This window comes from Rossellomorea sp. FM04394, assembly GCF_041889765.1.
Taxonomy (GTDB): domain Bacteria; phylum Bacillota; class Bacilli; order Bacillales; family Bacillaceae_B; genus Rossellomorea; species Rossellomorea aquimaris_B.
Window position 1 is genome coordinate 1,020,700 of record NZ_CP168654.1, and the last position, 25,511, is coordinate 1,046,210.

Here is a 25,511-nt window from a genome sequence, read left to right on the forward strand (position 1 = left end):
CCGTTTTTTTGCCCGAAATACGCACCCTAAATATGGTAAAATGAAATTAATTGTTTTATTTTTGTAATATTTCGTATTTAGAGGGGGATACACATATGGTCACACCGCAAACAGCTCCCTTTTTGCCCAGCGGGATGAGGGAAAAGGACTTGGAATCGGTCATGAATTGGTTTGTGCAGCATAGACAGTCTTTATATGCCCTGGGGCGGATGTATGTAAGGGAGCAAGAGGATCTGGAAGAGATATTTTATCGTTCGATCATGATCATACATAATGAATTACACCAATTTAAAAAAGGGGCTTCATTCGAACTACGGGCAGTTTCTTATTTTATACAAAAAGGTCGGGTGCTTTCTAAAGATAAGAGTTTCCAAGCTTTAGAGAGTCAGAACCCGGATCAAATGCTTTTTCAAGCTTTACACCAATTGGAGGATCAGGAGAAAGAGGCGATTGCTTTAACGTATTTCAATGAATGCACTTATGAAGAGGTTGGGCAAATTATTGATATTTCAGTAGAGAAGGTTAAATCCTGTGTTTTCTCTGGCGTGCGGAAGCTTAGGGAAGAGTTGGTCCAAGGTTCTTACGGGGGCTGTCCGGAATTTCATAGGCATTATCTTGATTACCTGGGAAGGTCGATGGATCGGCCGGAAAAGGTAGAGTTTGAGATGCATATTTACCATTGTCAGGGCTGTCAGGAGGATTTGGCCACTTTTCAGGAAGTGGTGCTTGCCTTGGCAGGAATGGCAGATTCCGTGGAAATCCCTGCTGGATTCATGGAGAAGGTCAAGAGTAAGGTGGAGGAAAGAGAAGTACAAAGGCAGAGGAAGAAAAAGAAGCGGAAGTCAATCGGGATTGCCTTCGCAGGTGTTTTCGCAATCCTCATATCTATAGGATTTGTGACAGGTGGATTCTCCAGTCTCTACTATGCATGGACAGAAGAGGATGAACAATTGCGTGCCATTCTCCAGCATGACCTTGGGGAACGTCTGAATCTTGAGGCGGAAAGCAATGGGGTGAAAATCACCATCAAGAGTGTCGTCGCCGATGATGTACAGACCCTTGTCTTTTATGAAATAGAGGATACCAAGGAAGAAAATCGATATATGATGAATAATCATGAAGGTGTCCATATCGAGAATGAATATGACGTCATGATGCGTGATGTGCAAAACATGTTTTACTCTCCTCCCGTCGATCAGGACGAAATACAAAATGAAGAGAAAAATGTGTATAGGGGCACTATGAGTCTCCTGCCGGTTTCCGTGGATAAAGGAACCATTAAATTGAATGTGGCAAGGCTCATGCAAATCGTTCAGGACCCCAAAAAGGAAGGGGGGTACCGTGGGGAGATGAGATTTGCCGAAGGGGACTGGAGCTTTGACATTCCGTTTACAAAGCAATCATCCCGGGTGCATGAGCTGGATAAAGAAATCAATATAGAAGGGATTCCGGTCCGCCTGGATAAGCTGACGATCGCTCCGACCACGACCCTCCTGCAGTACAGTTTTCAGAATCAGGATAGGGACAGACGGATTGATGTCATGACCTTTCATGCTCTTGAAACGGATAAGAAGAAGGTGGAGGCAGATCTCTTTGGAAACAATATTTTTGTGGAATCCTTCGATCAGGACGGATGGAATTCGTTTGCATCCAGCTTCAATACCCTGTATTTTGAAAATCCGAAAGAGGTGAACATTCAATTTGGTTCCATCCATTTATCCGTAGACGAGGGAAAAACGATCGAACTCGATGCTGCCAAGGATATGCCGCAAACCTTTGAATATCTCGGAAACACCATTTCCATTGATGAAATCAGGGCCGGAAATCCGGCAAAGGTGATTCTGACGCACGATGTATCGAAGGACCGTGCCTATGAAAGGGTGAATTATGGCTTTTCAAGCGACCTTTTAAGGAGTGACAATATCTCGATGGGAGTCAGTGATACTGATGGTGTATTAATGGATAAAAACGGTACAGTACAAAAAGTTGATATATATGAGTATGATTCATTGGATCAACCCCGCTACTTTGAAACGGTCCAAACAATCGAATTTTATAACGATTCTTCTCAGGAAGATATAACACCGACCAAGCTTGAAATCGAAGGCTACAGTACAACGAAATATGTGGACGACCGGGTGAATGTGAAGCTGGATTAGAAATATAGAAGAAGGGACGGACCTCAGATGGACAGGGGACCTTTGCCTCAAATCGGGTTTCGCCGATAAAATGGTGATTTCGCCGTTATTTCAAGAATATCGCCGATAAAATGAAAATATCGACGATAAATTCCCTTTCAGTCCTCCTCAATAAGGATATGAGTGGCAGAAGCCAGTTTTGAAATATTAATTGGGTTAAGAGAACAGCTCCTTGCTGTTCTCTTTTTTTATAGGTGAATATTAGTGAAATCGCCACTCCTTACTTTGGTCGAAAAGGTATTATAACGATGCATTAAACCCATCCGTGTCCTTTCTGTGACGCCCCCGCACCCACGCCAATCCTACAATCCCTCCCAATCCCATCAGTCCCCTTATTTTTCATCTAAAAAAAAGATAGAATTACCCTCATTCCGGGTGTAAAATATATAAAAATACACACGCAGGAGGAAACCGCCAGCCAAAATAAAGACTACAGTTATGTTTTGCCTATTGTTGCTATCGTTTTTTCTAGATTGGAAGAATCAAAGGATGCTTCCACCAATATAAGAATTCAGAATGTTAAAAATACGATAAGAGGTTGATGAAAGTTGGCAATGGATACTACTGAAATAGCTGTAAAGGAACAAACGATTTTTCACCATACGGGGAATAAGATCAAGACGGAAGACAGGGAAATTCAGATTATCGCAAAAATGGAGGAGCCGTTGATTGTTGTTCTTGGCAATGTGTTGAGTCATGAAGAATGTGATGAACTCATCCAGCTTTCAAAGGATCGTGTGCAGCGTTCCAAGATAGGGAATACCCGTACTGTCGATGAACTTAGAACGAGTAGCAGCGTTTTCCTTCAAGAAGGCGAACATGATGTTGTGACTAGAGTGGAAAAGAGAGTCTCTCAAATTATGAATATACCCGTCGAGCACGGGGAAGGTCTTCAAATCCTTAACTATAAACCGGGTCAGGAATACAAGGCCCACTTCGATTTCTTCTCGGCATCATCGCGGCCGGTGAAGAATCCTAGAATCAGCACCCTTGTCATGTACTTGAATGATGTGGAAGAAGGCGGGGAAACGTACTTCCCGAAATTGAATTTCTCTGTTTCTCCCCAAAAGGGAATGGCGGTTTACTTCGAATATTTCTATGATAACCAGGAGTTGAACGACTTGACTCTTCATGGCGGGGCACCGGTTGTCATCGGGGATAAATGGGCTGCAACTCAGTGGATGAGAAGAAAGGTTTTTAAATAAAACGGAAGGAGGGGCACCCCAGGGTGCTCCTCCTTTTTAGCTTGCTGATTTCACCGGCTTAATCGTACCGGCATTCATTTTTTTTACGTTCACGGTGTGGATGATCATGCCTGCGATGATCAGGAGGATGCCGATCAGGGCGAATCCTGACGGAAAGGGAACGGACAGGATTGCTGCTTCTCCCATGATGACGAACAGGATCTGGGTGGACTGGGTCGCTTCCACTGCGGCAAGCTTCCCGGGATGATGCCTCGCCAAGTTCGTAGCAAGGAAAAAGAGGGAGGTCGCAATCACCCCGGAGCAAATGGCGACGATAAAGGATTGCGTCACTTGACCCGTGCTGGGTGCCCCCACCTTAACAAACGCATAGCAACCCAGGATCAGCCAGAAGGGAGTGCTCGCCATCGTCATTCCCAGTACCCGTTGAAAGGTATCAAGCTTCCCGCCGCATACCTCCATCATTTTCCGGTTTCCGAGTGGATACGCAAAAGCTGCAAGGATCACCGGTAAGATTCCAACGGCCATTGCAGAAAAGGACAAACCACTGGCATTTTCCTGTTGAATGAACATTACCCCAACTAAAATGATCGATGAGATGGCGAGAGCCCTTTTTTGAATGGAGTGCCTGCGTCTGACTGGCCCGGAAGTATAAAACAAGGGAGCGAGCAAGATGCCAGCGACGATGGTAAATTGCCACGTACCCGCGACGAGCCAGCCCGGTCCATACGCTGCCGCATAAGTGAGAGGGCCGTAAAAGAGTACAAACCCGACAAAACTCCATATCAGCCACTCGAATGGTTTCTTCTTCAGTTCAATCCAGACTTGATTTACATTCTTCCTTAAACCTACAATAAGGAAAAGGAAAGGGAGCATGAACAGGAAGCGAAGGGACGAACTCCACATCCAGCTTCCACCGGCAAGTTCCATGGACCGGTTCAGAATAAAGGTGACGGCAAAGAACATAGATGAAATGGTACCTAGAGTTAGTTCCTTGATGATGAGCACTCCTTTCTAATACATATACTATAGTTTATTATATATATATTATAATATACTTCAAAGCATTGACTATAGAAAGAGGTGGAAATATGAGCAATGACGGTTTGACGTGGCAGGACCCGGAAAAATTGGCCCGACACGTCGGAATGACACTGAGACATATACGACATGAACGAGGCCTTAAACTGCAGGAGCTTGCAGCCATGACCGATGTGAGTACATTGACTTTGGGGAAGATCGAAAGGGGAGAGGCGAATCCATCTTTGACGATCATCTGGAAAATCGCGAACGGACTTGAGATCCCGATTTCTGCCCTACTTGTGGAAAAACAGGAAGTTCAGATTTCCAGGAAAAACGAAGGAAGCAAAGTGATCAGTGCCAATGAGTCCTTGACCCTGGAACCGATGTTTACTTCCTCTGGCTATAGCTCATTGGAAACCCACAGGGCTTTCCTGAAACCGGACAGTGAATACCGTGCCGATGCCCACCAGCCGGGGGTGATTGAATTTGTCACCGTCATGGAAGGGAGAGTACGAGTGAAAGTGCAGAATGACGTTTTTGAGCTCGGTCAGTATGACTCGATCAAATTCCATGCAGATAAAGGCCACAGCTACATCAATATGGGATCAACGGAAGCGGTCCTGCATTTTGTGATGATTTATACGGGACGGGCAGATTGAAGCTTATCGATGGGGATAAGCTTCTTTTTTAAGTGAAAAGCCTTACGATGGAAGATAAAAAAGGTTTTTTCAATCTTTCTTTGGCTTTTGGCTCATTTTCATTCAATCTTGGGGGCGTATGATCCCATCCATGCTACTTAATTGCGTCGAAGTCGTCCATGATTGCGTCATTTTCGAGGTGAATTGCGTCGATTTCAAATTTATTGCGTCGTTTTTCATAGTTTATGCGTCTTTTTGAAATAAATGGTAAACAACCTCAGTCTACATTGCACGACACCCCATAAAAAAATTCCTTGAAACTTTTCCCACCCCACCCGACTCTAATGAATGACAGGAGGTTAATCAATGGATGTAAAAATTGTGAAAAAAGCAATTAAAGGGAATGAACAGGCATTTGAAAGGCTGATCCACTCAGAAAGTGAAAAGCTGTACCGGACGGCATTCCTATATGTGAGAAATAAAGAAGATGCGCTGGACGTTGTGCAGGAGACGGTTTGCAAGGCATTCACCTCGATATCCCGGTTGAAGAATCCGGAGTATTTCAGCACCTGGCTGATTAAGATCCTGATCCATACGGCATACAGCTTTCTGAAAAAGGAAAACAGACTCGTCCTGACGGGGGATGATTTTCTCGACAGTGCCCTCATTACAGAAGACAAGGATGTGGAGGGACGGATCGATTTGATCACGGCCATGGCATCCTTGAATCAACACTATCAAACAGTCATTATCTTATTTTACTTTCAGGGGCAGTCGATCAAGACAATCTCCGAGACGATGGATACGCCTGAAGGAACGGTTAAGACGTATCTTCACCGTGCAAAGTTGGAATTAAGAAAGCTGTTGGAAGGAGTGAATCAATATGGACAGAAAATGGTTTGAGAAAGAAATGAACACCATCGAGGTGCCAAAAGAAGAGGTTTTTGAGGCGATTTCATCAGGAATCCAAAAGGGTAGAAAACAAAAGGTCCGTAAAAAAACGGCCAAAATAAGTGCCTCTTTTACCACCGCTGCTGCCTCCATGGTTCTCGTATCGGGCTTCCTGTTCGCACCTGTTAATAATGCACTGGCCAAACTGCCTGTACTGGGTGGCATTTATGAAAAAGTCGGTTCCGATATCGGAAAAGAACTCTACTTCAGCGATAAAGTGACGGAAGTTAATCAGGCCGCCACTTCCAATGGCGTCGATGTAACGATTACAAGCACATATTATGACGGGAACGTCATCGGGGTCACCTTCAAGGCGAAGGGTGATGAGCTTTCCATCGAACATATGGACAAAGGGAACCGTCCGGTGAGCGGCTACAGCTATCATCTCTTCGACGGTAAAGATCAGAATCAATGGGGATCCGGGAGCTCGGGTCTTAAAAAAGATGGGGATGAGTTCATTGGCTCGATCGAATTCTACCGGGACGGGAAAGAACCGCCGGAAAACTTCACCCTTCCGTTAACTTTCACCCACATGGCAGATGTAAACGGGACCTGGACTTTTGATGTACCGGTCAAGAGGATTCCGTCTGAAACAATCCAAACAGATGCAAGGACAGAATCGCCGGATGGGGAATTTGAGCTGCTAGTGACATCCATTACTAAAGGAAAAGCTACGACTACACTGGAGTATACATATTCGGTGGAGTCTCGGAAGGATACGTTAAATCTGATTGTGTTTGATGACTTAGGGAACCGTCTGTCGAAGTCCAGTGCAGATACACTCGATATCAAAGAAATCGATGGTAAAGTTCAAAAGACGGTCCGAGAACTCTTTACGAGTAAACTCAGTGACAAGGCCCGTTCGCTGCAGGTCCAAGCTCATATGAAGCGCGTAGATGCAGACGGCATCACCTCACTAAAGGGTTCACCTCCATTGCAGGTGAAGAGCCCTCGTTTTGGTTATCAGGTCACGATACAAGATATCCAAAACGTAAAAGGGAAGGTGACAGTCGATTTCACCATTGATCACATCAAAGAAAAACAATTCCGATATGACATTTTAGAGAATTTTGCTCAATTTATTCAGGTGATCCCCTCAAATAAAATCAAACGAAATGCAAAGGGGGGACTGGATTATAATGTGATGTTAAATCATATGGTCAGAAGTGCTGCAACAAAAACCATGGATAAGGAAAATCATCGCTATCAATCCACATTCACATTGCCTCAGGGTGCCAACCTTGAGGACTACTCTCTAATTGTTCCATTCGGGACATTGAGCAGAAATGATAAGCCGGTCAAAATGAAACCGTTCGAAATCAAACTGAAATAAAATGATTCACGAAATCCCCGGGCTCCATTCCGGGGATTTTGCCTATTTCTCTCTCGAAAACCAATTGACAACTATTTCAAGAGAATGATATAGTAATGCAAACAAAATAATACGTCACTCTCTGATAATAGAGGCGCGAGTATGATTAGTACCATCTTTGAGAATAATGGATTCCGGGATAAGTTGGGAAAGGCAGATCGCCGAAGCAGAAAATAGCCAATTCTATTTTTTGTTGGGCCAGCATTGAATAAATGTTGGACTGTCACAATGAAAAAGTTGTGGAGAACTATTGAAGAGATGTTAATACATAGTCTTCATCATGTTTCCAAAACTTTTGATGATAAACCGTATGAGCATCACTTCATACGGTTTTTTTGTGTTTTTTTGGAGAGAGTCAAAAGGAGTTTAGGATATGAGTAAAGTTGATGTGAATGTTCAAGGAGATTTAACAATAGGTGGGATGGGGACAGGTGAGTTGGTCGAAAGATACGGCACACCGTTGATGGTTTATGATGAGGGAATGATCCGTGGGAATGCGAAATTGTTCCGGGATGCCTTTAATGAAAGCGGTCTGGAATATCAGGTGGCATATGCGAGTAAAGCATTTCTATGTAAAGAGATGGTGCGTCTTTCAGAGCAGGAAAATCTCTCCCTGGATGTTGTGTCCGGCGGGGAATTGTATACGGCCCTTGAGGCAGGATTTCCAGCGGAGCGTATTCATTTTCATGGTAATAACAAGTCGGAAGAGGAGCTCCTCATGGCTCTTGAGGCCGAAATCGGCTGCTTTGTCGTCGATAGTTTCCTAGAACTTGAACTGCTGCATGACTTGGCCAAGGAGCGTGAGCAAGAGGTTCAGATCCTGATCAGGGTCACGCCTGGTGTGGAAGCACACACACATGAGTACATCACGACGGGTCAGGAGGATTCGAAATTCGGATTCAGCATTTCCAACGGACAGGCGAATACGGCGATTCAGTTAGCTCTCCGCAAGCCATACTTTTCCTTACTCGGGCTGCATTCTCATATTGGATCCCAGATTTTCGAACGGGAAGGGTTTGATCAGGCGATTCAAGTACTGGCTGATTTCCTGCAGCGGATCCGGATCGAATTTAATGTGACGATGCCGGTACTGAATATCGGCGGAGGATTCGGTGTCCGGTACACGGAAGAAGACCGGCCTCTGCCGATACCAACGTATGTGAAGGGGATCACCGATAGTGTGAAGACCTATTTTGCCAAGAATGAATATCCCCTCCCTGAAGTATGGGTGGAGCCGGGCCGAAGCATGGTGGCGGAAGCTGGTACGACCTTATACAAAGTGGGATCGAAGAAAATCATTCCCGGTGTGCGTACGTACGTCGCGATCGACGGAGGGATGACGGACAATATCCGCCCTGCTCTCTACCAGGCGAAATACCATGCAGTGCTTGCCAACCGTCCACAAGAGGAATGCACGGAGCTTGTAAGCATTGCCGGGAAATGCTGCGAATCCGGTGACATGCTGATCTGGGACCTGAAGCTGCCGCCGACGAATTACGGAGATATTCTGGCTGTGTTCAGTACAGGAGCCTACGGGTATTCCATGGCGAGTAATTATAATCGGATTCCAAGACCGGCTGTTGTGTTTGTAAAGGATGGAGAATCGCGGGTCGTGATCGAGCGTGAATCGTATGCAGATTTAGTTCGGAATGACCGGTGAAGAATGATCCACCTTCCAATTGAAGAGGAGATAACTAAGGGAAGACATATTTAAAACAGGATTTAGGTTATAATGGTAGGTCTAATATCCCATTCAGAAAGCCCCGATAAATGGTAACGTGAGAGCAGGTTGAATCCTTTGTGGTTCCGCCTGCTTTTTTTCTATCAATCATCCTCTTCAGAAAGCTGCATGAAAAAATATGAACTGGACTCGGGGACATCAAGCCACAATTGACTTTATGATTTAGCAGCGTGGTTTTGGTGATCGTATAAAGGTACGTCTTGCTGTTTCTATCTAACCTTCTTGAATACCTTTCTTTAGTAAACTTTCAGGGGACTTTAGGTGGGTATTGATATGTTCGATGGAAATGTATTCGTTGATGATATGAAATTCTTCACGCAGGATATTGATCTTGGTCATGACCTCTCCATGAACGAATTTATATGAAAGAATTCAGGTTTGTGCGTAGTTCTTTGGAGTTTTCAGTGCAGCCAATCTCTCCGCTCGATATCCAGTCTTAAAAACCTGCAAGGATGTGTCAATTTTCATAAAAAAGTTGAATACAATCCAACATTCACTACAGGGCTAGTTCCCTCCTCCCGGAAAATAACCCCAATTGAGAACTGGACGGGGTTAGACTTACAATTCAATTAACCACATAGCGTCTACATGACTTCAAGAAACCTTACCTATCACATCCTCAGAACTTCGAAAAACGACCTTTAGTTGGAGGTGGTGTTTTATTCTCATTCTGGTAGTCTTCCATTCTTTCAATTGAATTATTAGGACTACATACCTTCTTCATTTTTTCCCAACAAGAGTCTGCTCATATGAAACCATCAACATTTAATAGAATAGGAGAATGTTCATGAAAAAGCTGAAACCACTTCTCGTTGGATCGATTGCCGCTACGATGATTTCAGGCCCTATGTTTCAAGCGGATGCCCAAGGTGTCTCTTCCAAAGATGCTGCTCCTTCAAAGTCAACAACCGATGTAAATGCGGACATCAAGGGGGAGCACATCATCACCCTTATCACAGGCGATGTGGTGAAGGTATCCACCCTCCAAAACGGCAAACAAATCATCAATGTAGAGTCTGCTGACAAGAATGGCGAAGGTGTCAGGGTTATGACCATTAAAGACGAAACATTTGTATTCCCGAACTCGGCCATGCCTTATATGGCCGCAGGGAAAATGGATGAAGACTTATTTAATATTACGAAATTGATAGAGTACGGGTATGATGACAAGAATCAAGCATCGGTACCCGTCATCGCAGAATATAAAGAAACCAAGGCTAAGACTTTCTCAGCAACTCCTGCCCCAAAAGGATCAAAGAAAGTGAGAGACCTGGAAAGTATTAATGGAGCGGCCCTTTCTGCAGAGAAGAAGCAGGCAGAAACATTCTGGAAAGACGTCACTGTTCAAAGTGAAAAGAAAGAAACGGAGATAGCTCCTAAATTTGAATACGGGGTCGAAAAAATATGGCTGGATGGCCGTGTGGAAGCAGCCCTTGATCAAAGTGTGCCGCAAATCGGAACGGATTCCGCTTGGGAACAAGGCTATACAGGAGAGGGAGTCAAGGTTGCCGTACTTGATACAGGAATTGACTCGGAGCATCCGGATATAGCAGGGCAGATAGATGATGCCGTAAGCTTCGTACCTGGTGAAGAAGTGAAGGACGTCAATGGTCACGGAACCCATGTTGCCTCTACCGTTCTTGGGACGGGCGCAGGTGATGGTAAACATAAAGGTGTCGCACCTGATGCCCGCTTACTGGTAGGGAAAGTTTTAAGTGATCAAGGATTTGGGCAGGATTCCTGGATTATCGACGGAATGGAGTGGGCTTCAGAAAATGCGAAAATCGTCAATATGAGTCTTGGAAGCGATATGCCGAGTGATGGAACAGATCCAATGGCAGAAGCAGTAAATCGATTGACAGATGAGAATGGAACCTTATTCGTCATTGCTGCGGGTAACAGAGGCGGGGAAGGTACAATCGGTTCACCAGGTGCAGCAGATTCAGCCTTGACGGTTGGAGCAGTGGATAAAGAGGATGAACTGGTGTATTTCTCTTCCAAAGGTCCGCGCTATGGGGATATGGGACTTAAACCGGATCTTTCAGCTCCAGGTGTGGGAATCGTGGCGGCTCGTTCTCAATACTCCAGTGGGACCGGAGATTACAAAAGTTTAAATGGTACATCAATGGCGACTCCTCATGTGGCGGGTGCAGCTGCCATTTTAGCCGAAAAGCATCCTGAATGGGATGGCACTACATTAAAACAAGTTCTGATGAATACGACAAAGAAGCTTGATGGTTACCAGCCATACCATGTCGGAACAGGACGGGTGGACGTAGCTGCTGCCCTGGATTCACAGGTTAGAGCAACAGGATCGGTCTCATTCGGATTCTTTAAATGGCCTCATGATCAAGTGGCTCCTGTTGAAGAAGTTGTCACTTACTTCAACGATAGTGATCAAGATATCACTTTAGAACTGGACAGTAATTTTACAAATGCTGAGGGTGAAGAAGCACCTGAGGGGATGCTGAGAGTCTCTGAAAGCACGGTAACGATTCCTGCAGGAGGTACTGTGGATGTAAATGTCACCTTAGATTCAACACTTGGTGAAACCGGATCGCGCTATCAAGGTTTCCTTACAGCCAAAAAGGACGGAACAGAACTCGTACGCACGGCCATGGCCATGGTCAAGGAAGAAGAGCGTTACCCGCTGACCTTGAACGCAACTGACCGTGACGGATCAAAAGGACAGGCATATGTCGTATTATTCAGTGAAAAAATGGAGCCTGAAGTAGTGAGCGTCGATGGGACACTTGAGCTTCGCCTGCCGCCAGGAACGTATTCCGCCATGTCACTCATGGATGTCGATACAGAAACGGATCATGCAGGTGTAGCATTGGTGGGGAATCCGGAAGTGAAGCTGGACGGACCAAAAACCGTCGAGCTAGATGCACGAAAAGCGAAAGAAATCAAGGTAGAGGTACCGAAGAAAGCAGAAGCCAACTACAAACGACTGGAATACCATCAAACCATCGGTGACATGCCGATGACGAGCCTTTATTTAATGCCGGTTTGGATCGATAAACTATATGCCGTTCCGACCAAGGAAGTGAAAAGTGGATACTTCGAGCAGCTGACTCGCTGGCGACTGGCCAAGCCACTATTGACAATCAATTTTAACGGAAAAGAATTGGATGATATCCCATTGGCAGGAAGCACGATGATAGATGGAAAATACAATCTGAATACTGTGTATGCCGGAAAAGGAACTCCAACTGATTTTGATCGCCTGAAAGCTAAAGGAAAAGCCGTCATAGTGGATCGAAATGCTGAAGTAAACGTGTCCGAGCAAGCTACCAATGCTGCAGCTGCAGGAGCGAAGCTTGTCATCATCGTGAACAATGAAGATAAAGAATTCAGTCAATACGCTGGGACTCCGGAGTATACGGATAATCCCCTGGCTGTTGCTGCCATCAGTAAGAGTGAAGGTGACAGGCTCGTCAAGGCGGTACGTTCGGGGAATGTGAAGTTGAAGGTGGAAGGAAACGTCGATTCTCCATACGTATATGACTTGATGGATGTCCATGAAGGATCCATTCCGAAAGACTTGACCTATGCACCAAAAGGCAAGGATTTAGCGAAAATAGATACCCGCTACAATTCACATATTGAAACGGATGGAGGAGAGTTCCGCTTTGACCTTCGTCCACATACAAGAGGAGCGGTAGGTTTCCTGCAGAAAGTTTCACTCCCTAGTGCCCGTACGGAATATGTTTCCGCAACGGAAGACACAGGCTGGTATCACCAGGCCAACGTGCTGGATGAGGGATGGCAGATCCGTCAACCGCTGAAGTCGTATGATGGTGGGGAAAAAATGACAGAGAACTGGTTCTCACCTGTGGTCCGTCCAAGTCTCGGAGATGGTTACTGGCCACCGAGAAGACAGGGTGATTCCCTTCAAATCAATGTCCCCGCATGGGCTGATGCAGGAAAAGGGAACACAGGGGGGACAGGATGGGATGTATCTTTCCAAAACCAGACTTCTCAGTTATACAAAGGGGATACATTACTGAAAGAAGGAAAGGGACAGTCGTTGAATGTTTGGGACATCTTACCTCAAGAACGTACCCAATATCGATTCATCACAGACGCCAAGCGTGATGAAAATCGCTGGAATACATCCACCCGCACACATACGGAATGGACCTTCTGGACAGAAAAAACAGAGAACTGGATGGAAGACCTCCCGTTCCTGATACTTGATTACCAAGTGGATACAGATGTCAATGGAGAAGCCCTCGCCAATCGTCCGACCAACCTTGAGCTATCTGTAGGTAAGGTCGAAGATGCTGTAGGATATGGAAATGTAGAAGGTGCAACCTTGGAGGTATCGTTCAACGAAGGGAAGACCTGGAAGAAAGTGAAACTTAATCAAGAGGGGGAGACGTTCAACGTAACGATTCAAAACCCTAAAAACGCCACATCTGTTTCATTGAAGGCAAGTGCTTGGGATGATGAAGGAAATAAGATCACTCAAGAAATCATCAAGGCGTATGGATTAAGGTAGTTTTAGTAAAGAAGATGCCTATTTTTTAGGGGCATCTACTTTTGCTTTAGTAAGGCGGAATCATCTTTTAGAAAATTAATTTGGAGGGAAAAATAAAATAGGGACTTCCTGAAATAAAGGAAGTCCCTATTTTGTTTACTGAAATGTACATTATGGTTTCAATCAGCTGAAAATCAGTTCACTGTCGGGAAACCAAATCCTGAAGCATAGTCATCACCAGCTGCAGCACCGGAGCCGCCCAAGATATCATTGCTCTTAGCACGATTTTGGATTTCGGCACGAAGCTGGGCTGCAGATAAGTTAGGGTTTGCGGCCCAAATTTTTGCTGCTAACCCTGAGACATGCGGGGTAGCCATGGACGTTCCACTGATTGTATGGTAAGTTCCATCATACCATGTAGATTCGATTGCTCGACCTGGGGCAGAAACCTCGACATCACGCACCCCGATAACATAGTCTCCATCCGTATTTGGGTTTCCTCTAGAAGAGAAGTCAGCTACACGATACGTTCCATTTTGCTGAACATCTTCAAGTGCGGCTACTGCTACAGCATTTACCAGTGCTCCAGGATAACCTATGGTGTTTGCACTTGGACCTGAGTTACCTGCTGCCGCTACGACTAATACACCTTTATTATAAGCGTAATTAACTGCATCCGTTATAAGTGGACTTTCGGAACTTGAGCCTAGTGACATGGAAATCACTGTTTTTACATTTAACCGATCTGCTTCGTCTGCGGCATAACGAATCGCTGCTGCGATGTCATCCGAGTAGCCCGAACCACGATCGTTCAGTACTTTATATGCCCAAAGCTTTGCATCCGGTGCTACACCGTAAATCCCATCACCGGCTCCGCCATCTGCAAGCACCGTTCCGGCTACGTGAGTACCATGTCCGTTTTTATCTTCACAAAAGTTTGTAACAAGATTGGATTTTCTCTGTGAGAAGTCATTACATTGTTCAACGTTATTCGTGAGGTCAGAGTGATTGGTATTCGCCCCGGTATCAAGTACGGCAACTTTAATTCCGCTGCCTCCGGATGTTGCAGTAATAGTAGGATCCTCATACATAGCTTCCATTCCCCATGGTGTTTGATCGCTCGGTGCAGCTACTGCTGTTCCACCCGGCTTGGCAGCCAGCGAAACCTCCTCGACAAGCTTGACTGACAAGTTTTTATTCTTTTGGAGTGCATTGAACTGTGCTTGAGTCACATCAGTAGAGAAACCACTTTGGTCGAAACTCCAGCGAACACCGTAATTCTGCTTTGCATGATCTACTTCCTTATTATTTGTTGAAGAAATGAGAACACGAACCTTTTCAGAGTTTTCAACCGCATCCACAGGACTTGTGTAAGCAGGTGCAATTAATAAAGTACTTAAGACAACGCTCCCTAGAATCTTTCCTACTTTCATTTCCAACATCCTCTCCTCTTTTTTTGTGTCGATACTTACACCACTATACGAATTTCGAAGAACGCGTTCCTCCCCGCTAGAACGTTTTGACAAGAATCATAGTGATAGGCGACTAAACCAATATGTAATGAATCTTGCAGATTAATAGTAACAAAATTCCGTTATTAACTGAATAAGTCGAATTTTCTGTAAAAGTAAAATATTAGGACTCTGGAAAAATGAGTGCTCATTTAATGCGTTGTTTATGAAAATTTTCATTTTGGACAGGTAGAATCAGCGTTTCTTTGTAGGGATAAAGTCATGTGTTTTTTCAACCCATTTTTGAAACTTTTTTAAGAATGGTTGTTTAGAAGTAAAATCGACAAATTCTTGGTGTGTTTTTAGCTCCTTGATTATGGGGGAAGGAGGAGGGGTAACATCATCAACAAAAGGTGATGGGACTTAGACACACTAGATTCACGGAATACCTGACTGAAAACTTATCAAGTTCAATTAAAAAGTGCCTGACACCCAGAGATGGTGTCAGGCACTTTTTAATTGATTTTCTTCAAAATTAATGCAGACGTCACATATTTCTTCGTGGCAGCCTGATAAAAAGCCGACTGTACAGTCAGCACCGAAACGATCAACACATTCAGGACAATGTTGAGGTTCTCTTCTTTAACCCCTTCAAATGAAGGTAAAAGCCCCTTACATTCTTCCTTGATAAATTGATCAATCAACTCATTGACTGAACCGGTAGCGGAACTTTTCATTGTTGGCAGCGTATGATGATGGATTTTATCAAAGACGGATGAGTAGGCAGCGTATAAATCGGTGGGATTTACAATGTCGTCTGTACGGTCTTCTATGTTGTTGAACACCAGTGTCAGGATATTCCGAATGGATTCAAAGTCCAGCGTGGCTTTGAGATCTTCGACGATGAATAGCATGGCAGCTTGTTCGATGGTATATTTTTTTCCTAATTGCGGAGATCCTATCAGCTCTTTCACGTCGCGCTTCACCCAGTTTTGGACGGTGCTTTGGGGGAAGTTGGTGAATTCAATTTGATTCCCAAGAGAGACGATTTCATTTAGAGAGAAGCCGATTTCGCGTTTGGTTGGTTTGATGATCTTATGGACGATGGGAGGCATATCGCTTGAGATGAAGGCTTCTAATGGTTCTTTATGAGTATGTATAGTGTTCCACGCATCTTGTAATACCATGAGCGGGGTAAGCTTCGTTGTGCCGTTTAGGGATAATAACAGGTCGGCCATATTTTTACGTGTCAGTTTAAATATTGTCATCATGAACACCCCGTCTCTTTCCAATTATCTTCTTTAATACTACTGGTTCCCTTTGGTCTCGTCAATTCACCTTGTGAGAGATAATTTTCCTTGTATTTTCCCTGAGAAAAATATATAATTATCTCAGATACAGGTTCAAATGAACTTGAAATGAGAGTGAGGAGACAAGATGGGAAAGCGAATATTCTATTTCCTTTTAACAAACGTTCTAGTATTACTGACGATTAGTATTATTTTTTCACTTACTGGAGCAGGCAACTACATTAACGCTTCAGGTGGAATTGATTTCGGAGCGTTATTAGTTTTTAGTGCGATTATCGGTTTTTCCGGGTCGTTCATTTCTCTGGCCATGTCTCGTTGGATGGCAAAGAAAATGATGGGCGTCCGTGTTTTAGATCCGAATGGAGCATTGTCTTCTGAGGAGCAGATTGTTGTTGAAAAAGTCCACCGCTTATCAAGAGCGGCTGGTTTAGTGCATATGCCGGAGGTAGGAATCTACAACTCACCTGAAGTCAACGCCTTTGCGACGGGGCCTTCTAAGAAACGCTCTTTGGTTGCCGTTTCGACTGGATTGCTTCGCGAAATGGATGATGATGCAGTGGAAGGCGTCATTGCCCATGAGGTAGCCCACGTTGCCAACGGAGATATGGTGACGATGACGTTGTTGCAAGGTGTCGTCAACACATTCGTTGTCTTCCTGGCAAGAATCGCAGCTTGGATTGCATCACGATTCGTAAGAGAAGAAATGGCACCGATCGTTCATTTCATTGCCGTGATCATTTTCCAAATCGTATTCTCGATTTTGGGAAGTTTAGTAGTCTTTGCATACTCCCGCCACCGCGAGTTCCACGCCGACCGAGGAGGAGCAGACCTGGCTGGTAAAGATAAGATGGTCCATGCCCTTCAAATGCTGAAGGCATACTCAAGCCGTATGAAAGGTGAAGATGACACAGCCATCTCCACTTTGAAGATCAATGGCAGAAGAAAATCGGCTATTTTCTCCACTCACCCGGATTTGGATGATCGGATAAGTCGTTTGGAAGCGAAATAATAAATAGAATGTCTGTCCCGACACGCTGCAAATCTGCGTAAAGGGGCAGACATTTTTTGTTAGGGACGGAGGGGCAGGTACCTTGTCCCAAATTCTACATTGAGCTGAACCTAGGGGAAGGGCATGGCGTTGCGCGGGACAAGGTGCCTGTCCCCATGACCCTGTTGCATTCATCCAGTTTTTTTTATAAAGTATAGAGTTAGAGAGCATTTTGAAGGAGGACTCAACAATTGACGAATACTAAACCAGAAACAATGGTTGCTACTATAGAAGAATTAGATCAAAAAGGGTCGGGCCAGGCGGTGATTTGGCGAGAGAATGAGCTGGGAAATCCTAAGAAGTTGAGACTTACGATTCCCCAGACGCTTCCGGGAGAAAAGGTGCGTGTAACGGTTGATCAGCCTGATCGCAGAAGAAGGAAGGCCATGCCGGATGAAATTCTGGAAGCCCATCCTGAAAGAACGGAAGCTCCATGTCCGCATTTTGAGCGGTGTGGCGGATGTGTATGGCAGCACTGGGAATACGAGGGTCAGTTAAAACAGAAGACGGATCATGTGAAGCATGCTTTGGAAGGCCAAGGCTTCGATCCGAAATTAGTGAGAGACACCATGGGAATGGATAACCCTTGGCGTTACCGTAATAAGATGGAATTTACGTTTTCACCGGAAGGTGCCCTTGGACTGCATGAGCAAGGGAACTTCAGAAAAATTATTTCTCTTGAAACATGTTTGATTGCAAGTGTTGAGATGGTGGAAGCGACGATGGAAGTCGCTGATTGGGTGAAAGACCACGGGTTAAAAGGGTACGACAAAGATAAGCATGAAGGCTTACTGCGTCACTTAATGGTGAGACAATCCTTTGTGACGGGCGAGCTTATGCTTGCGCTTTTTGCCACGGAGGCACCTGACGCTCATCAAATAGCGGTAGACGATCTTGTAAAGCGTGTCGGCGAGAAGTTCCCACATGTTAAAAGCTTACTATGGCTTGAAAATACAGCATGGGCAGACCGTACACAGGCGGAGGAAATCCATCTCCTGTCCGGTCGCGATTTTATCTATGATGAAATGGATGGATACCGTTTCCGTCTTTGGTTTGATACCTTCTTCCAGACGAATCCGACACAGGCTCAAAAGCTTGTTGATTTAGCAATTGAAATGGGACAACCGAAGAAAACAGAAAAAATGATCGACCTTTTCTGTGGAGTGGGGACATTTTCTCTTCCATTTGCAAGCAGAGTCGGAGAACTAGCCGGCATTGAAATCGTGGAAAGTTCAATCGAGTCAGCGAAACGTAACGCTGAAGATAATGGCATCTCGAACACGACATTCCTCGCTAAGGATGCTCGAAAAGGAATTGACCAAATGCTGGAGAGCTTTGGACATCCACAACTATTAATGTTGGATCCGCCTCGATCTGGTGCAGGCGGAAAAGTCATGAGACGAATCGGACGTGCCCAACCTGAGAGAATTGTGTACGTATCCTGTAATCCTGATACATTTGCGACGGATATCAAGGAGCTGGAACCATTCGGATACACCCTGGATGGTGTTCAACCTGTTGACCTATTCCCTCAAACGGTCCACGTTGAATGTGTAGCCACCTTGACGTTGAAGAAATAAATGAAAACAGTGCCCGGCCCTTACAAGGGTCGGGCACTGTTTTTGTAATACATCCCCTATCATGTGTAAAATATAATAGACACGTAGAAAATCATAGAAACCCTATTGATTTTATGTTTTATGAAAATAAGCCAAAACCAAAAGAAGGAGATACCATGACAAAGGGAAACGAAACAGGATGGAATATAGAAAATAGTTATGCAAACCTGCCCGAATCATTTTTCACAAAGCAGGAACCGACTCCAGTAAGTGATCCGACGCTGCTCGTTCTAAATGATTCTGTCGCAACAGCACTCGGACTCAACGTCAAAGAATTGCAGGGAGAAAAAGGAGAATCGTTGTTCTCCGGCAATGACATTCCTGAGGGCGCTGAGCCGATTGCGCAAGCGTATGCTGGGCATCAGTTCGGATATTTTAATATGCTTGGAGACGGCCGCGCTGTCCTGATCGGAGAACAGATCACCCCATCAGGTGAGCGTTATGATATTCAGCTCAAAGGTGGAGGGAGAACCCCTTATTCCCGAGGTGGGGACGGCCGGGCGGGACTTGGACCGATGCTCAGGGAGCACATCATCAGTGAAGCCATGTACGGACTTGGGATTCCGACTACCCGGAGCTTGGCAGTGGTCACAACGGGTGAGCCGATTTACCGGGAAACGGAGCAGCAGGGTGCGGTCCTGACCCGCGTAGCGGCTAGTCATCTTCGCGTCGGTACTTTTCAGTTTGCTTCTAAATTTGGAACGATGGAAGATCTCCGTGCACTGGCTGATTATGCAGTGGAGCGTCATTATCCGGAAGGTCTGAATGTGGCGAACCGTTATCTTTACCTGCTTCAGGAAGTAATCAAACGCCAGGCTGCACTCATTGCCAAGTGGCAAATGATCGGGTTTATTCATGGAGTCATGAACACGGATAATATGACGATCAGCGGAGAGACCATTGATTATGGACCATGTGCTTTTATGGATACGTATGACCCGGCAACGGTATTCAGCTCCATTGATACCGGAGGACGTTACGCCTATGGTAATCAGCCTCAAATTGCCGGTTGGAATCTTGCCCGATTCGCTGAGAGTCTATTGCCGATTCTTCATGACGAACAAGAAGAATCGCTGAAACTCGCCCAGGATGCTGTAATGGAATTCCCTAAGCTATATGAAGCTCACTGGCTCGACGGAATGAGAGGGAAACTCGGTATTTTCAACGAAGAAGAAGGGGACGAGTCCCTTGCAAAAGATCTTCTGGGATTAATGAAAGAAAATCGTGCCGACTATACGAATACCTTCCGTTCGTTAACAATTGAAGAAGAAATCGATTTGTTTGAAAAGCCGGAATTTGTTCAATGGAAAGAACGCTGGGAAGAAAGGCTGAACAGGCAAGAAGAATCGAAAGATGCCTCTCATGAGTTAATGCGAAAAAGCAATCCTTCGGTGATTCCCCGGAATCATCGTGTGGAGGAAGCGTTGGAAGCTGCTGTGGAAAGCAATGATTACAGCGTGATGGAGCGTTTACTTGAGGTTCTTAAGAATCCTTACCAGTACACGCCACAACAGTGCGAGTACGCGAAACTCCCGGAACCATCTGCTCGTCCTTACCGAACGTATTGTGGTACATGATGAATGATGCTGAAACAGGAAGCCTAAAAGGTTTCCTGTTTTTTTGAATGTAAGAGGACTTTCTCACTGATAAGTCGAAACTATTCAAAGTTAGATGAAGAGAAAAAGGATATAAAGGGGTTTTTCTATTGAACCAAGCATTGCTCGTAATTGATGCCCAGCAGGAATTAATTGAAGGGAATGAAGGGGAACAAGCTGTATTCCAAAAGGAGAGGCTGATTGAAAACATTAACCAGGTCATCCGTAAGGCAACCGAAATGGGTGCTCATCTTGTCTTTATACGAGATAAGGATGTCGGGGGCGGGGAAGGTGATGGCTTCCAGGTTCACAGGGACATCCATGTTCCGGACAATAGCGTTGTGTATGATAAATTAGCGACCAATTCGTTTTATGGTACGCCATTATTAAGCTTTCTAAAAGAAAAAGAGGTTGAACATGTCGTCATCATGGGATGCCAAACGGAATATTGTATCGACACCGCCGTTCGGTATGCAACCGTTAATGGATTGGACGTAACCTTGGTAGCAGATGGTCACTCCACGAAAGATTCAACAGTGTTAAAAGCTGAACAAATTATTCAGCACCACAACAAGGCTTTGTATGGTCATTATAATGTGGATCATTTCTCCGACGTCAGACAATCTGATGAAGAGTTGTTTCAGCCCAAACATGATTTCTATCGGGAGAAATACAGAATGTAGATCCGTAAAAAGCCCCTTTTGTCTGGCAGACAAAAGGGGCTTTATATAATTATTTCTTTCATTTCCCTCACTAATTCCTCCACGGATTTATCTTCGTTCATCAGCTGAAAGTCTGTTCTCATCTCTTTTTTCATTACCTGTTTGTTGATCTCATTCACCTGTTCATCAGAAACATTTATATGGATCGATTGATCTCTTGCTTTGACTCTGTTCAGGCACAGTTCATGGTTTGCATGAACCCCGATCGTGATGACTGAGAAATCTTCCTTTATATTTTCAAACATTTGGTCAAAGTGAGGCGTCAATCCTGTGGATTCAAATACGATTCTGTCGTGTGTGTCCAATGAGTGTCGAATTCCTTTTTCAATGGCAGAAAAAACGTCAGATAGGTAATCTTCATTGTCGATGTGTCTATCCTTCTTCACTTTCTTTGCCCAATCTTCCACTCTTATAAAGGGTATTCCAAACTTTTGGTCCATCAGGGTCCCGATGAACGATTTGCCACTTCCCTTTGGTCCGATTAAAAGGTAGATCGTTTTATTGGTCATGGCACAGTCTCCTCGATTTCATCAGATCAATTGTTAGTATCATTTTATCTTATCTTGGGACTAGAGGACAGGTCCCTACTGAGAAATCATTTTCTTACAATACAGCGTCCCCCTGTCCCTGACAAACCGGACAAAAATACAAGCGCCTCGAAGCAGCAACCGTCTTCTCAATTTCACTCCCACAAACAAAGCAAGATGCTCCTTCCCGATTGAATACCCAATGTCGATATTTTGAACGCTTCTCTCCTTTGGCTTTTAACTTCTTAACTAGCTCAAGATCGTTTGTAATTCCACCTGTCTTATAGGATTGTTTCATTAAATGAATGATCGCCTCTGAGGCTTTCATCAATTGATCCTCCGTACAGTCAATTGGTCGAAATGAAGGGTGAATGCCTGCTGCAAACATGATCTCAGACCTCAAGTAATTCCCGATCCCGGCTACAAACCCTTGATCTAATAAAAGTATCGACCACTTTCGATTATAGAATCGTTTTTCTTTCATTCTTTGAAGCAATTCATCCGCTGTTACTTCCTCACTCAAAATATCAGGGCCCACTTTTGAAACGAAAGGATGCTCAGGCACCTCCTCGTCACGGAGGACTTCAATATCGGATGCACTGTATAGAAGTGCCGACTTTTTTTCATTATGTAGAGCAAGCCTTAGCTGGCGGTTTGTTTTCGGATAGTTGTACAGGTTCCTTATATACCATTTTCCATAGAGCTGATTGTGTGAGTAAATGGTGTAGCCATTGTCAAAGTGGATGAGCATGGCTTTTCCTTTCGTATCCACTCTGGTCACGACCGATCCTTTTAAAAGTTCTTCGTAGTCTTCTAAATGAGGGAAGGCGAAGTATATATCTTGTACGGTTTTATTTTTAAGAGCGTGCTCCACTCCATCTGCAGCTCTTCTGATTTCGGGACCTTCTGGCATGGCGGTTTCTCCTTTTTTAGTATAGTTGTTCCCTTTTTTCTTCCCAAAGTAACATCCGGATAGGCTGGGCTACTCAACTGTTTTATGGTCTTGACATTATTCCAATATATTGATAAAGTTTTAAAAAATCTCATATTTTCTTATCCAGAGAGGTGGAGGGACTGGCCCTTTGAAGCCTCAGCAACAGGTCTGTGAAGATACTGTGCTAATTCCAGCGGGTGATTCAAACCCTGATAGATAGGAGCAATCTTTTATTTGTCGGTGACGCACTCGTTTAGGGTGCGTTTTTTGTTTGTTCACCCATTCCTCAATAATTATAGAAGGAAGGGTGTTTGTATGGAAAACGCAGGACAGAGTTTTAAAAGGAAGATGAAGACGCGGCATTTAGTGATGCTGTCTCTTGGAGGGGTGATCGGGACCGGGCTTTTCTTGAGTTCGGGGTATACGATTCATCAGGCAGGACCGTTCGGGACGATCCTTGCTTATCTGATCGGGGCGCTGGTGGTGTATCTTGTGATGCTTTGTTTAGGCGAGCTTTCTGTCCATATGCCGGAGACGGGATCGTTTCATAGTTATGCTACAAAGTTCATTGGTCCAGGGACCGGTTACACGGTGGGCTGGTTATATTGGCTGACGTGGACAGTGGCATTGGGGTCGGAGTTTACGGCAGCTGGCTTGTTGATGCAGCGTTGGTTTCCTTCGATTAGTGTATGGATTTGGAGTGCGGTCTTTGCTGCGTTGATTTTTGTATTAAATGCGTTGTCAGTACGGTTTTTTGCTGAATCCGAATTTTGGTTTTCTTTAGTGAAAGTGATGGCGATTGTTGCGTTTATTGTGATCGGGGCAGGGGCGATCGTCGGGTTCATCCCTCTAAGTGATGCAGAGCCGGCTCCGTTTTTCTCAAATATCACGAGTTCAGGATTGTTTCCGAATGGGGCATTTGCCATCTTGATGACCATGCTTGCCGTGAATTTTGCCTTTTCAGGAACAGAATTGATCGGGGTCGCGGCGGGAGAAACAGAGAATCCATCACAATCGATTCCTAAAGCTATCCGTACCACGCTTGTGAGATTGATCCTCTTTTATGTAGGGACGATTGTCGTATTATCAGCTTTATTACCGAGCCAGTCAGCGGGTGTATTGGAGAGTCCTTTCGTGGCCGTGCTTGGACGGATCGGACTCCCTTATGCCGCCGATATCATGAATTTTGTGATCATAACGGCCATTTTATCAGCGGCAAACTCAGGTCTGTATGCTTCTTCCAGAATGCTATGGTCGCTTTCGGATAAGCAAACGATCTCACCGATTTTTGCCAAATTGACTGATAGGGGAGTCCCTCTCAATGCGATTGTATGCAGCATGCTTGGAGGGGGACTGGCCTTGCTTTCTAGCATCATTGCACCGGGGACGGTCTACATCGTATTGGTTTCGGTCTCGGGTCTTGCTGTGGTGATCGTGTGGATGAGCATTAGTGCTGCCCAATTTTTATTTCGAAGACAGTATATAAGGGAAGGGAATGATGTGAAAGACCTGGCATATAGGACGCCGCTCTATCCACTCGTTCCCATTGCGTCATTTCTGCTTTGTCTCGCTTCCTGTATCGGTATTGCCTTTGATCCCACTCAGAGGATTGCCCTTTATTGCGGGATCCCGTTTATCGCCCTTTGCTATGGAAGCTATTATCTAACACAATATGTAAAGAAAAGAGGAAAAGGTCATGTCGAAACAACTGAAGCTAAATCCCATTGATGCTATTTTACAAAAATATTCCCCGCTTATTTTAGATGGAGCATTAGCCACAGAGCTGGAATCCCAAGGCTGTGATTTGAACGATCCCCTTTGGTCTGCCCGTGTACTCCTGGAAAAACCGGAAGTGATCGGAAAGGTTCATGCTGATTATTTCCGTGCAGGAGCCGATTGTGCGATTACAGCCAGCTACCAGGCAACGGTGGATGGTTTCAGAAAGCGCGGAATAGAGAAACCGGAAGCGCTGGAATTAATCAAAAAAACGGTTACTCTTGCAAAACAAGCACGGGATGACTTCTGGAAGGAAGAGAAGGAAAATTCGAATCGGCCGAAACCAATCGTTGCTGGTTCTGTAGGACCTTACGGGGCATACCTTGCAGACGGCTCTGAATACGTTGGGAACTATGGAGTAAGCGATCAGCATTTAGCAGATTTCCATCTTCCGAGAATCCAGGCATTAGTGGAGGCGGGAGCTGATTTACTGGCATTCGAAACCATCCCATCCTTGCAGGAAGCTAAGGTACTAGGTTCTCTTTTGAAAGAATTTCCGGAAACCTGCGCCTGGCTGTCTTTTTCATTGAAGGATGGAGAGACGATAAGTGATGGAACGGAAATTGAAGAGTGTGCGCGTGTGTTCAATGACAATGAACAAATCGCTGCGATTGGTGTGAATTGTGCACCGATTCCTGTAGCCAGGGAGGCAATAAGCGTATTAAGCAGAAACACTGACAAACCAATCATCGTGTACCCGAACTCAGGTGAGACTTACAATGCCCGGACTAAAACGTGGCATGGGGAGGAAGGTTGTTACGCATTTGAGGAGCAATCAGAAATTTGGTACGAGGCAGGGGCCGGTATCATTGGTGGGTGCTGCCGGACGAATCCGGGTCATATAGAGGCGCTGGCGAAGAGGTGGAGGTAGACAAATACCAATTACATGCAAAAAGCCCAAGTGATTCAACCACTTGG

The 25,511-nt window shown here is 44.9% G+C and carries 19 protein-coding genes and 2 riboswitches; of the genes, 13 read left to right on the plus strand and 6 right to left on the minus strand.

Annotated elements, in window-relative coordinates; translation table 11 throughout:
• The first annotated feature begins 95 nt into the window (after positions 1–95).
• Entirely contained in the window at positions 96–2,159 is a 2,064-nt protein-coding gene (locus ACCB35_RS05185; RefSeq protein ID WP_374056054.1) for a DUF4179 domain-containing protein, read from the plus strand.
• Positions 2,160–2,752: 593 nt separating this feature from the next.
• Positions 2,753–3,403, plus strand: a complete 651-nt coding sequence (locus ACCB35_RS05190; RefSeq protein ID WP_374056956.1) for a 2OG-Fe(II) oxygenase — start codon at positions 2,753–2,755, stop codon at positions 3,401–3,403.
• A 36-nt stretch (positions 3,404–3,439) separates the two neighbouring features.
• On the opposite strand, the gene ACCB35_RS05195 is transcribed toward ACCB35_RS05190, so the two are convergent.
• Positions 3,440–4,399 (minus strand): multidrug resistance efflux transporter family protein, encoded by a 960-nt coding sequence (locus ACCB35_RS05195; RefSeq protein WP_374056957.1) that lies wholly within the window; start codon positions 4,397–4,399, stop codon positions 3,440–3,442.
• A 92-nt stretch (positions 4,400–4,491) separates the two neighbouring features.
• Here ACCB35_RS05195 and ACCB35_RS05200 point away from each other — a divergent pair, with 92 nt between their 5' ends.
• The 4 genes from ACCB35_RS05200 (at position 4,492) to lysA (ending at position 9,044) form a co-directional block, all read left to right on the plus strand.
• Positions 4,492–5,082, plus strand: coding sequence for a helix-turn-helix domain-containing protein (locus ACCB35_RS05200; protein WP_374056055.1), 591 nt, complete (start codon positions 4,492–4,494; stop codon positions 5,080–5,082).
• Positions 5,083–5,427: 345 nt separating this feature from the next.
• Entirely contained in the window at positions 5,428–5,964 is a 537-nt protein-coding gene (locus ACCB35_RS05205; RefSeq protein WP_374056056.1) for a sigma-70 family RNA polymerase sigma factor, read from the plus strand.
• Positions 5,945–7,345 (plus strand): DUF4179 domain-containing protein, encoded by a 1,401-nt coding sequence (locus tag ACCB35_RS05210; protein WP_374056057.1) that lies wholly within the window; start codon positions 5,945–5,947, stop codon positions 7,343–7,345. The genes ACCB35_RS05205 and ACCB35_RS05210 overlap by 20 nt, the downstream gene beginning before the upstream one ends.
• Before the next feature lie 120 nt (positions 7,346–7,465).
• A riboswitch (Lysine riboswitch) is annotated at positions 7,466–7,642 on the plus strand.
• Between the two features lie 115 nt (positions 7,643–7,757).
• A complete protein-coding gene (gene lysA, locus ACCB35_RS05215; RefSeq protein ID WP_374056058.1) occupies positions 7,758–9,044 on the plus strand; it encodes a diaminopimelate decarboxylase in 1,287 nt (428 codons plus the stop codon).
• Positions 9,045–9,338: 294 nt separating this feature from the next.
• Here lysA and ACCB35_RS05220 read toward each other — a convergent pair whose 3' ends face one another.
• A complete protein-coding gene (locus tag ACCB35_RS05220) occupies positions 9,339–9,464 on the minus strand; it encodes a hypothetical protein (protein WP_374056059.1) in 126 nt (41 codons plus the stop codon).
• Positions 9,465–9,912: 448 nt separating this feature from the next.
• Between ACCB35_RS05220 and ACCB35_RS05225 the strand changes: the two genes are divergently transcribed.
• Positions 9,913–13,632, plus strand: coding sequence for a S8 family serine peptidase (locus ACCB35_RS05225; RefSeq protein WP_374056060.1), 3,720 nt, complete (start codon positions 9,913–9,915; stop codon positions 13,630–13,632).
• 173 nt (positions 13,633–13,805) lie between these two features.
• Here the strand turns inward: ACCB35_RS05225 and ACCB35_RS05230 are convergent, their stop codons facing one another.
• The gene (locus ACCB35_RS05230; RefSeq protein WP_374056061.1) at positions 13,806–15,044 is read right to left on the minus strand and encodes a S8 family serine peptidase; all 1,239 of its coding nucleotides are present in this window, start codon (positions 15,042–15,044) and stop codon (positions 13,806–13,808) included.
• 533 nt (positions 15,045–15,577) lie between these two features.
• On the minus strand, positions 15,578–16,333 hold the full coding sequence (locus ACCB35_RS05235; RefSeq protein ID WP_374056062.1) for a DUF1836 domain-containing protein: 756 nt from the start codon (positions 16,331–16,333) through the stop codon (positions 15,578–15,580).
• A 166-nt stretch (positions 16,334–16,499) separates the two neighbouring features.
• Here ACCB35_RS05235 and htpX point away from each other — a divergent pair, with 166 nt between their 5' ends.
• The 4 genes from htpX (at position 16,500) to ACCB35_RS05255 (ending at position 21,317) form a co-directional block, all read left to right on the plus strand.
• Positions 16,500–17,381, plus strand: a complete 882-nt coding sequence (gene htpX / locus ACCB35_RS05240; protein WP_374056063.1) for a protease HtpX — start codon at positions 16,500–16,502, stop codon at positions 17,379–17,381.
• A 254-nt stretch (positions 17,382–17,635) separates the two neighbouring features.
• The gene (gene rlmD, locus ACCB35_RS05245) at positions 17,636–19,000 is read left to right on the plus strand and encodes a 23S rRNA (uracil(1939)-C(5))-methyltransferase RlmD (protein WP_374056958.1); all 1,365 of its coding nucleotides are present in this window, start codon (positions 17,636–17,638) and stop codon (positions 18,998–19,000) included.
• A gap of 155 nt (positions 19,001–19,155) precedes the next feature.
• A complete protein-coding gene (locus ACCB35_RS05250) occupies positions 19,156–20,616 on the plus strand; it encodes a YdiU family protein (RefSeq protein ID WP_374056064.1) in 1,461 nt (486 codons plus the stop codon).
• Positions 20,617–20,744: 128 nt separating this feature from the next.
• Positions 20,745–21,317, plus strand: coding sequence for an isochorismatase family protein (locus ACCB35_RS05255; protein ID WP_374056065.1), 573 nt, complete (start codon positions 20,745–20,747; stop codon positions 21,315–21,317).
• Between the two features lie 41 nt (positions 21,318–21,358).
• On the opposite strand, the gene ACCB35_RS05260 is transcribed toward ACCB35_RS05255, so the two are convergent.
• Both ACCB35_RS05260 and nei read right to left on the minus strand, forming a co-directional pair.
• Positions 21,359–21,865, minus strand: a complete 507-nt coding sequence (locus ACCB35_RS05260; RefSeq protein ID WP_374056066.1) for an AAA family ATPase — start codon at positions 21,863–21,865, stop codon at positions 21,359–21,361.
• Positions 21,866–21,959: 94 nt separating this feature from the next.
• Positions 21,960–22,796 carry an endonuclease VIII gene (gene nei, locus ACCB35_RS05265; protein WP_374056067.1) on the minus strand — a complete coding sequence of 279 codons (837 nt, stop codon included), beginning with the start codon at positions 22,794–22,796 and terminating at the stop codon, positions 21,960–21,962.
• Positions 22,797–22,933: 137 nt separating this feature from the next.
• Positions 22,934–23,040: riboswitch (SAM riboswitch) on the plus strand.
• A gap of 92 nt (positions 23,041–23,132) precedes the next feature.
• On the opposite strand from nei, the gene mmuP reads away from it, so the two are divergent.
• Together mmuP and mmuM are read left to right on the plus strand one after the other, a co-directional pair.
• The gene (gene mmuP, locus ACCB35_RS05270) at positions 23,133–24,545 is read left to right on the plus strand and encodes an S-methylmethionine permease (protein WP_374056068.1); all 1,413 of its coding nucleotides are present in this window, start codon (positions 23,133–23,135) and stop codon (positions 24,543–24,545) included.
• Complete coding sequence (gene mmuM, locus ACCB35_RS05275) at positions 24,514–25,464, plus strand: homocysteine S-methyltransferase (protein WP_374056069.1); 951 nt, start codon at positions 24,514–24,516, stop codon at positions 25,462–25,464. Before mmuP ends, mmuM begins: the two co-directional genes overlap by 32 nt.
• The last annotated feature ends 47 nt before the right edge of the window (positions 25,465–25,511 follow it).

Excerpts from the sequence above, each read along its gene's own strand:
- mmuP (WP_374056068.1), top strand. The coding sequence starts at position 23,133 with ATGGAAAACGCAGGACAGAGTTTTAAAAGGAAGATGAAGACGCGGCAT.
- rlmD (WP_374056958.1), top strand. The coding sequence starts at position 17,636 with ATGGTTGCTACTATAGAAGAATTAGATCAAAAAGGGTCGGGCCAGGCG.
- ACCB35_RS05225 (WP_374056060.1), top strand. The coding sequence starts at position 9,913 with ATGAAAAAGCTGAAACCACTTCTCGTTGGATCGATTGCCGCTACGATG.
- ACCB35_RS05210 (WP_374056057.1), top strand. The coding sequence starts at position 5,945 with ATGGACAGAAAATGGTTTGAGAAAGAAATGAACACCATCGAGGTGCCA.
- mmuM (WP_374056069.1), top strand. The coding sequence starts at position 24,514 with ATGTCGAAACAACTGAAGCTAAATCCCATTGATGCTATTTTACAAAAA.
- ACCB35_RS05200 (WP_374056055.1), top strand. The coding sequence starts at position 4,492 with ATGAGCAATGACGGTTTGACGTGGCAGGACCCGGAAAAATTGGCCCGA.
- ACCB35_RS05230 (WP_374056061.1), bottom strand. The coding sequence starts at position 15,044 with ATGAAAGTAGGAAAGATTCTAGGGAGCGTTGTCTTAAGTACTTTATTA.
- htpX (WP_374056063.1), top strand. The coding sequence starts at position 16,500 with ATGGGAAAGCGAATATTCTATTTCCTTTTAACAAACGTTCTAGTATTA.
- ACCB35_RS05250 (WP_374056064.1), top strand. The coding sequence starts at position 19,156 with ATGACAAAGGGAAACGAAACAGGATGGAATATAGAAAATAGTTATGCA.
- ACCB35_RS05190 (WP_374056956.1), top strand. The coding sequence starts at position 2,753 with ATGGATACTACTGAAATAGCTGTAAAGGAACAAACGATTTTTCACCAT.
- ACCB35_RS05185 (WP_374056054.1), top strand. The coding sequence starts at position 96 with ATGGTCACACCGCAAACAGCTCCCTTTTTGCCCAGCGGGATGAGGGAA.
- ACCB35_RS05260 (WP_374056066.1), bottom strand. The coding sequence starts at position 21,865 with ATGACCAATAAAACGATCTACCTTTTAATCGGACCAAAGGGAAGTGGC.
- nei (WP_374056067.1), bottom strand. The coding sequence starts at position 22,796 with ATGCCAGAAGGTCCCGAAATCAGAAGAGCTGCAGATGGAGTGGAGCAC.
- ACCB35_RS05235 (WP_374056062.1), bottom strand. The coding sequence starts at position 16,333 with ATGATGACAATATTTAAACTGACACGTAAAAATATGGCCGACCTGTTA.
- ACCB35_RS05205 (WP_374056056.1), top strand. The coding sequence starts at position 5,428 with ATGGATGTAAAAATTGTGAAAAAAGCAATTAAAGGGAATGAACAGGCA.
- lysA (WP_374056058.1), top strand. The coding sequence starts at position 7,758 with ATGAGTAAAGTTGATGTGAATGTTCAAGGAGATTTAACAATAGGTGGG.
- ACCB35_RS05220 (WP_374056059.1), bottom strand. The coding sequence starts at position 9,464 with ATGACCAAGATCAATATCCTGCGTGAAGAATTTCATATCATCAACGAA.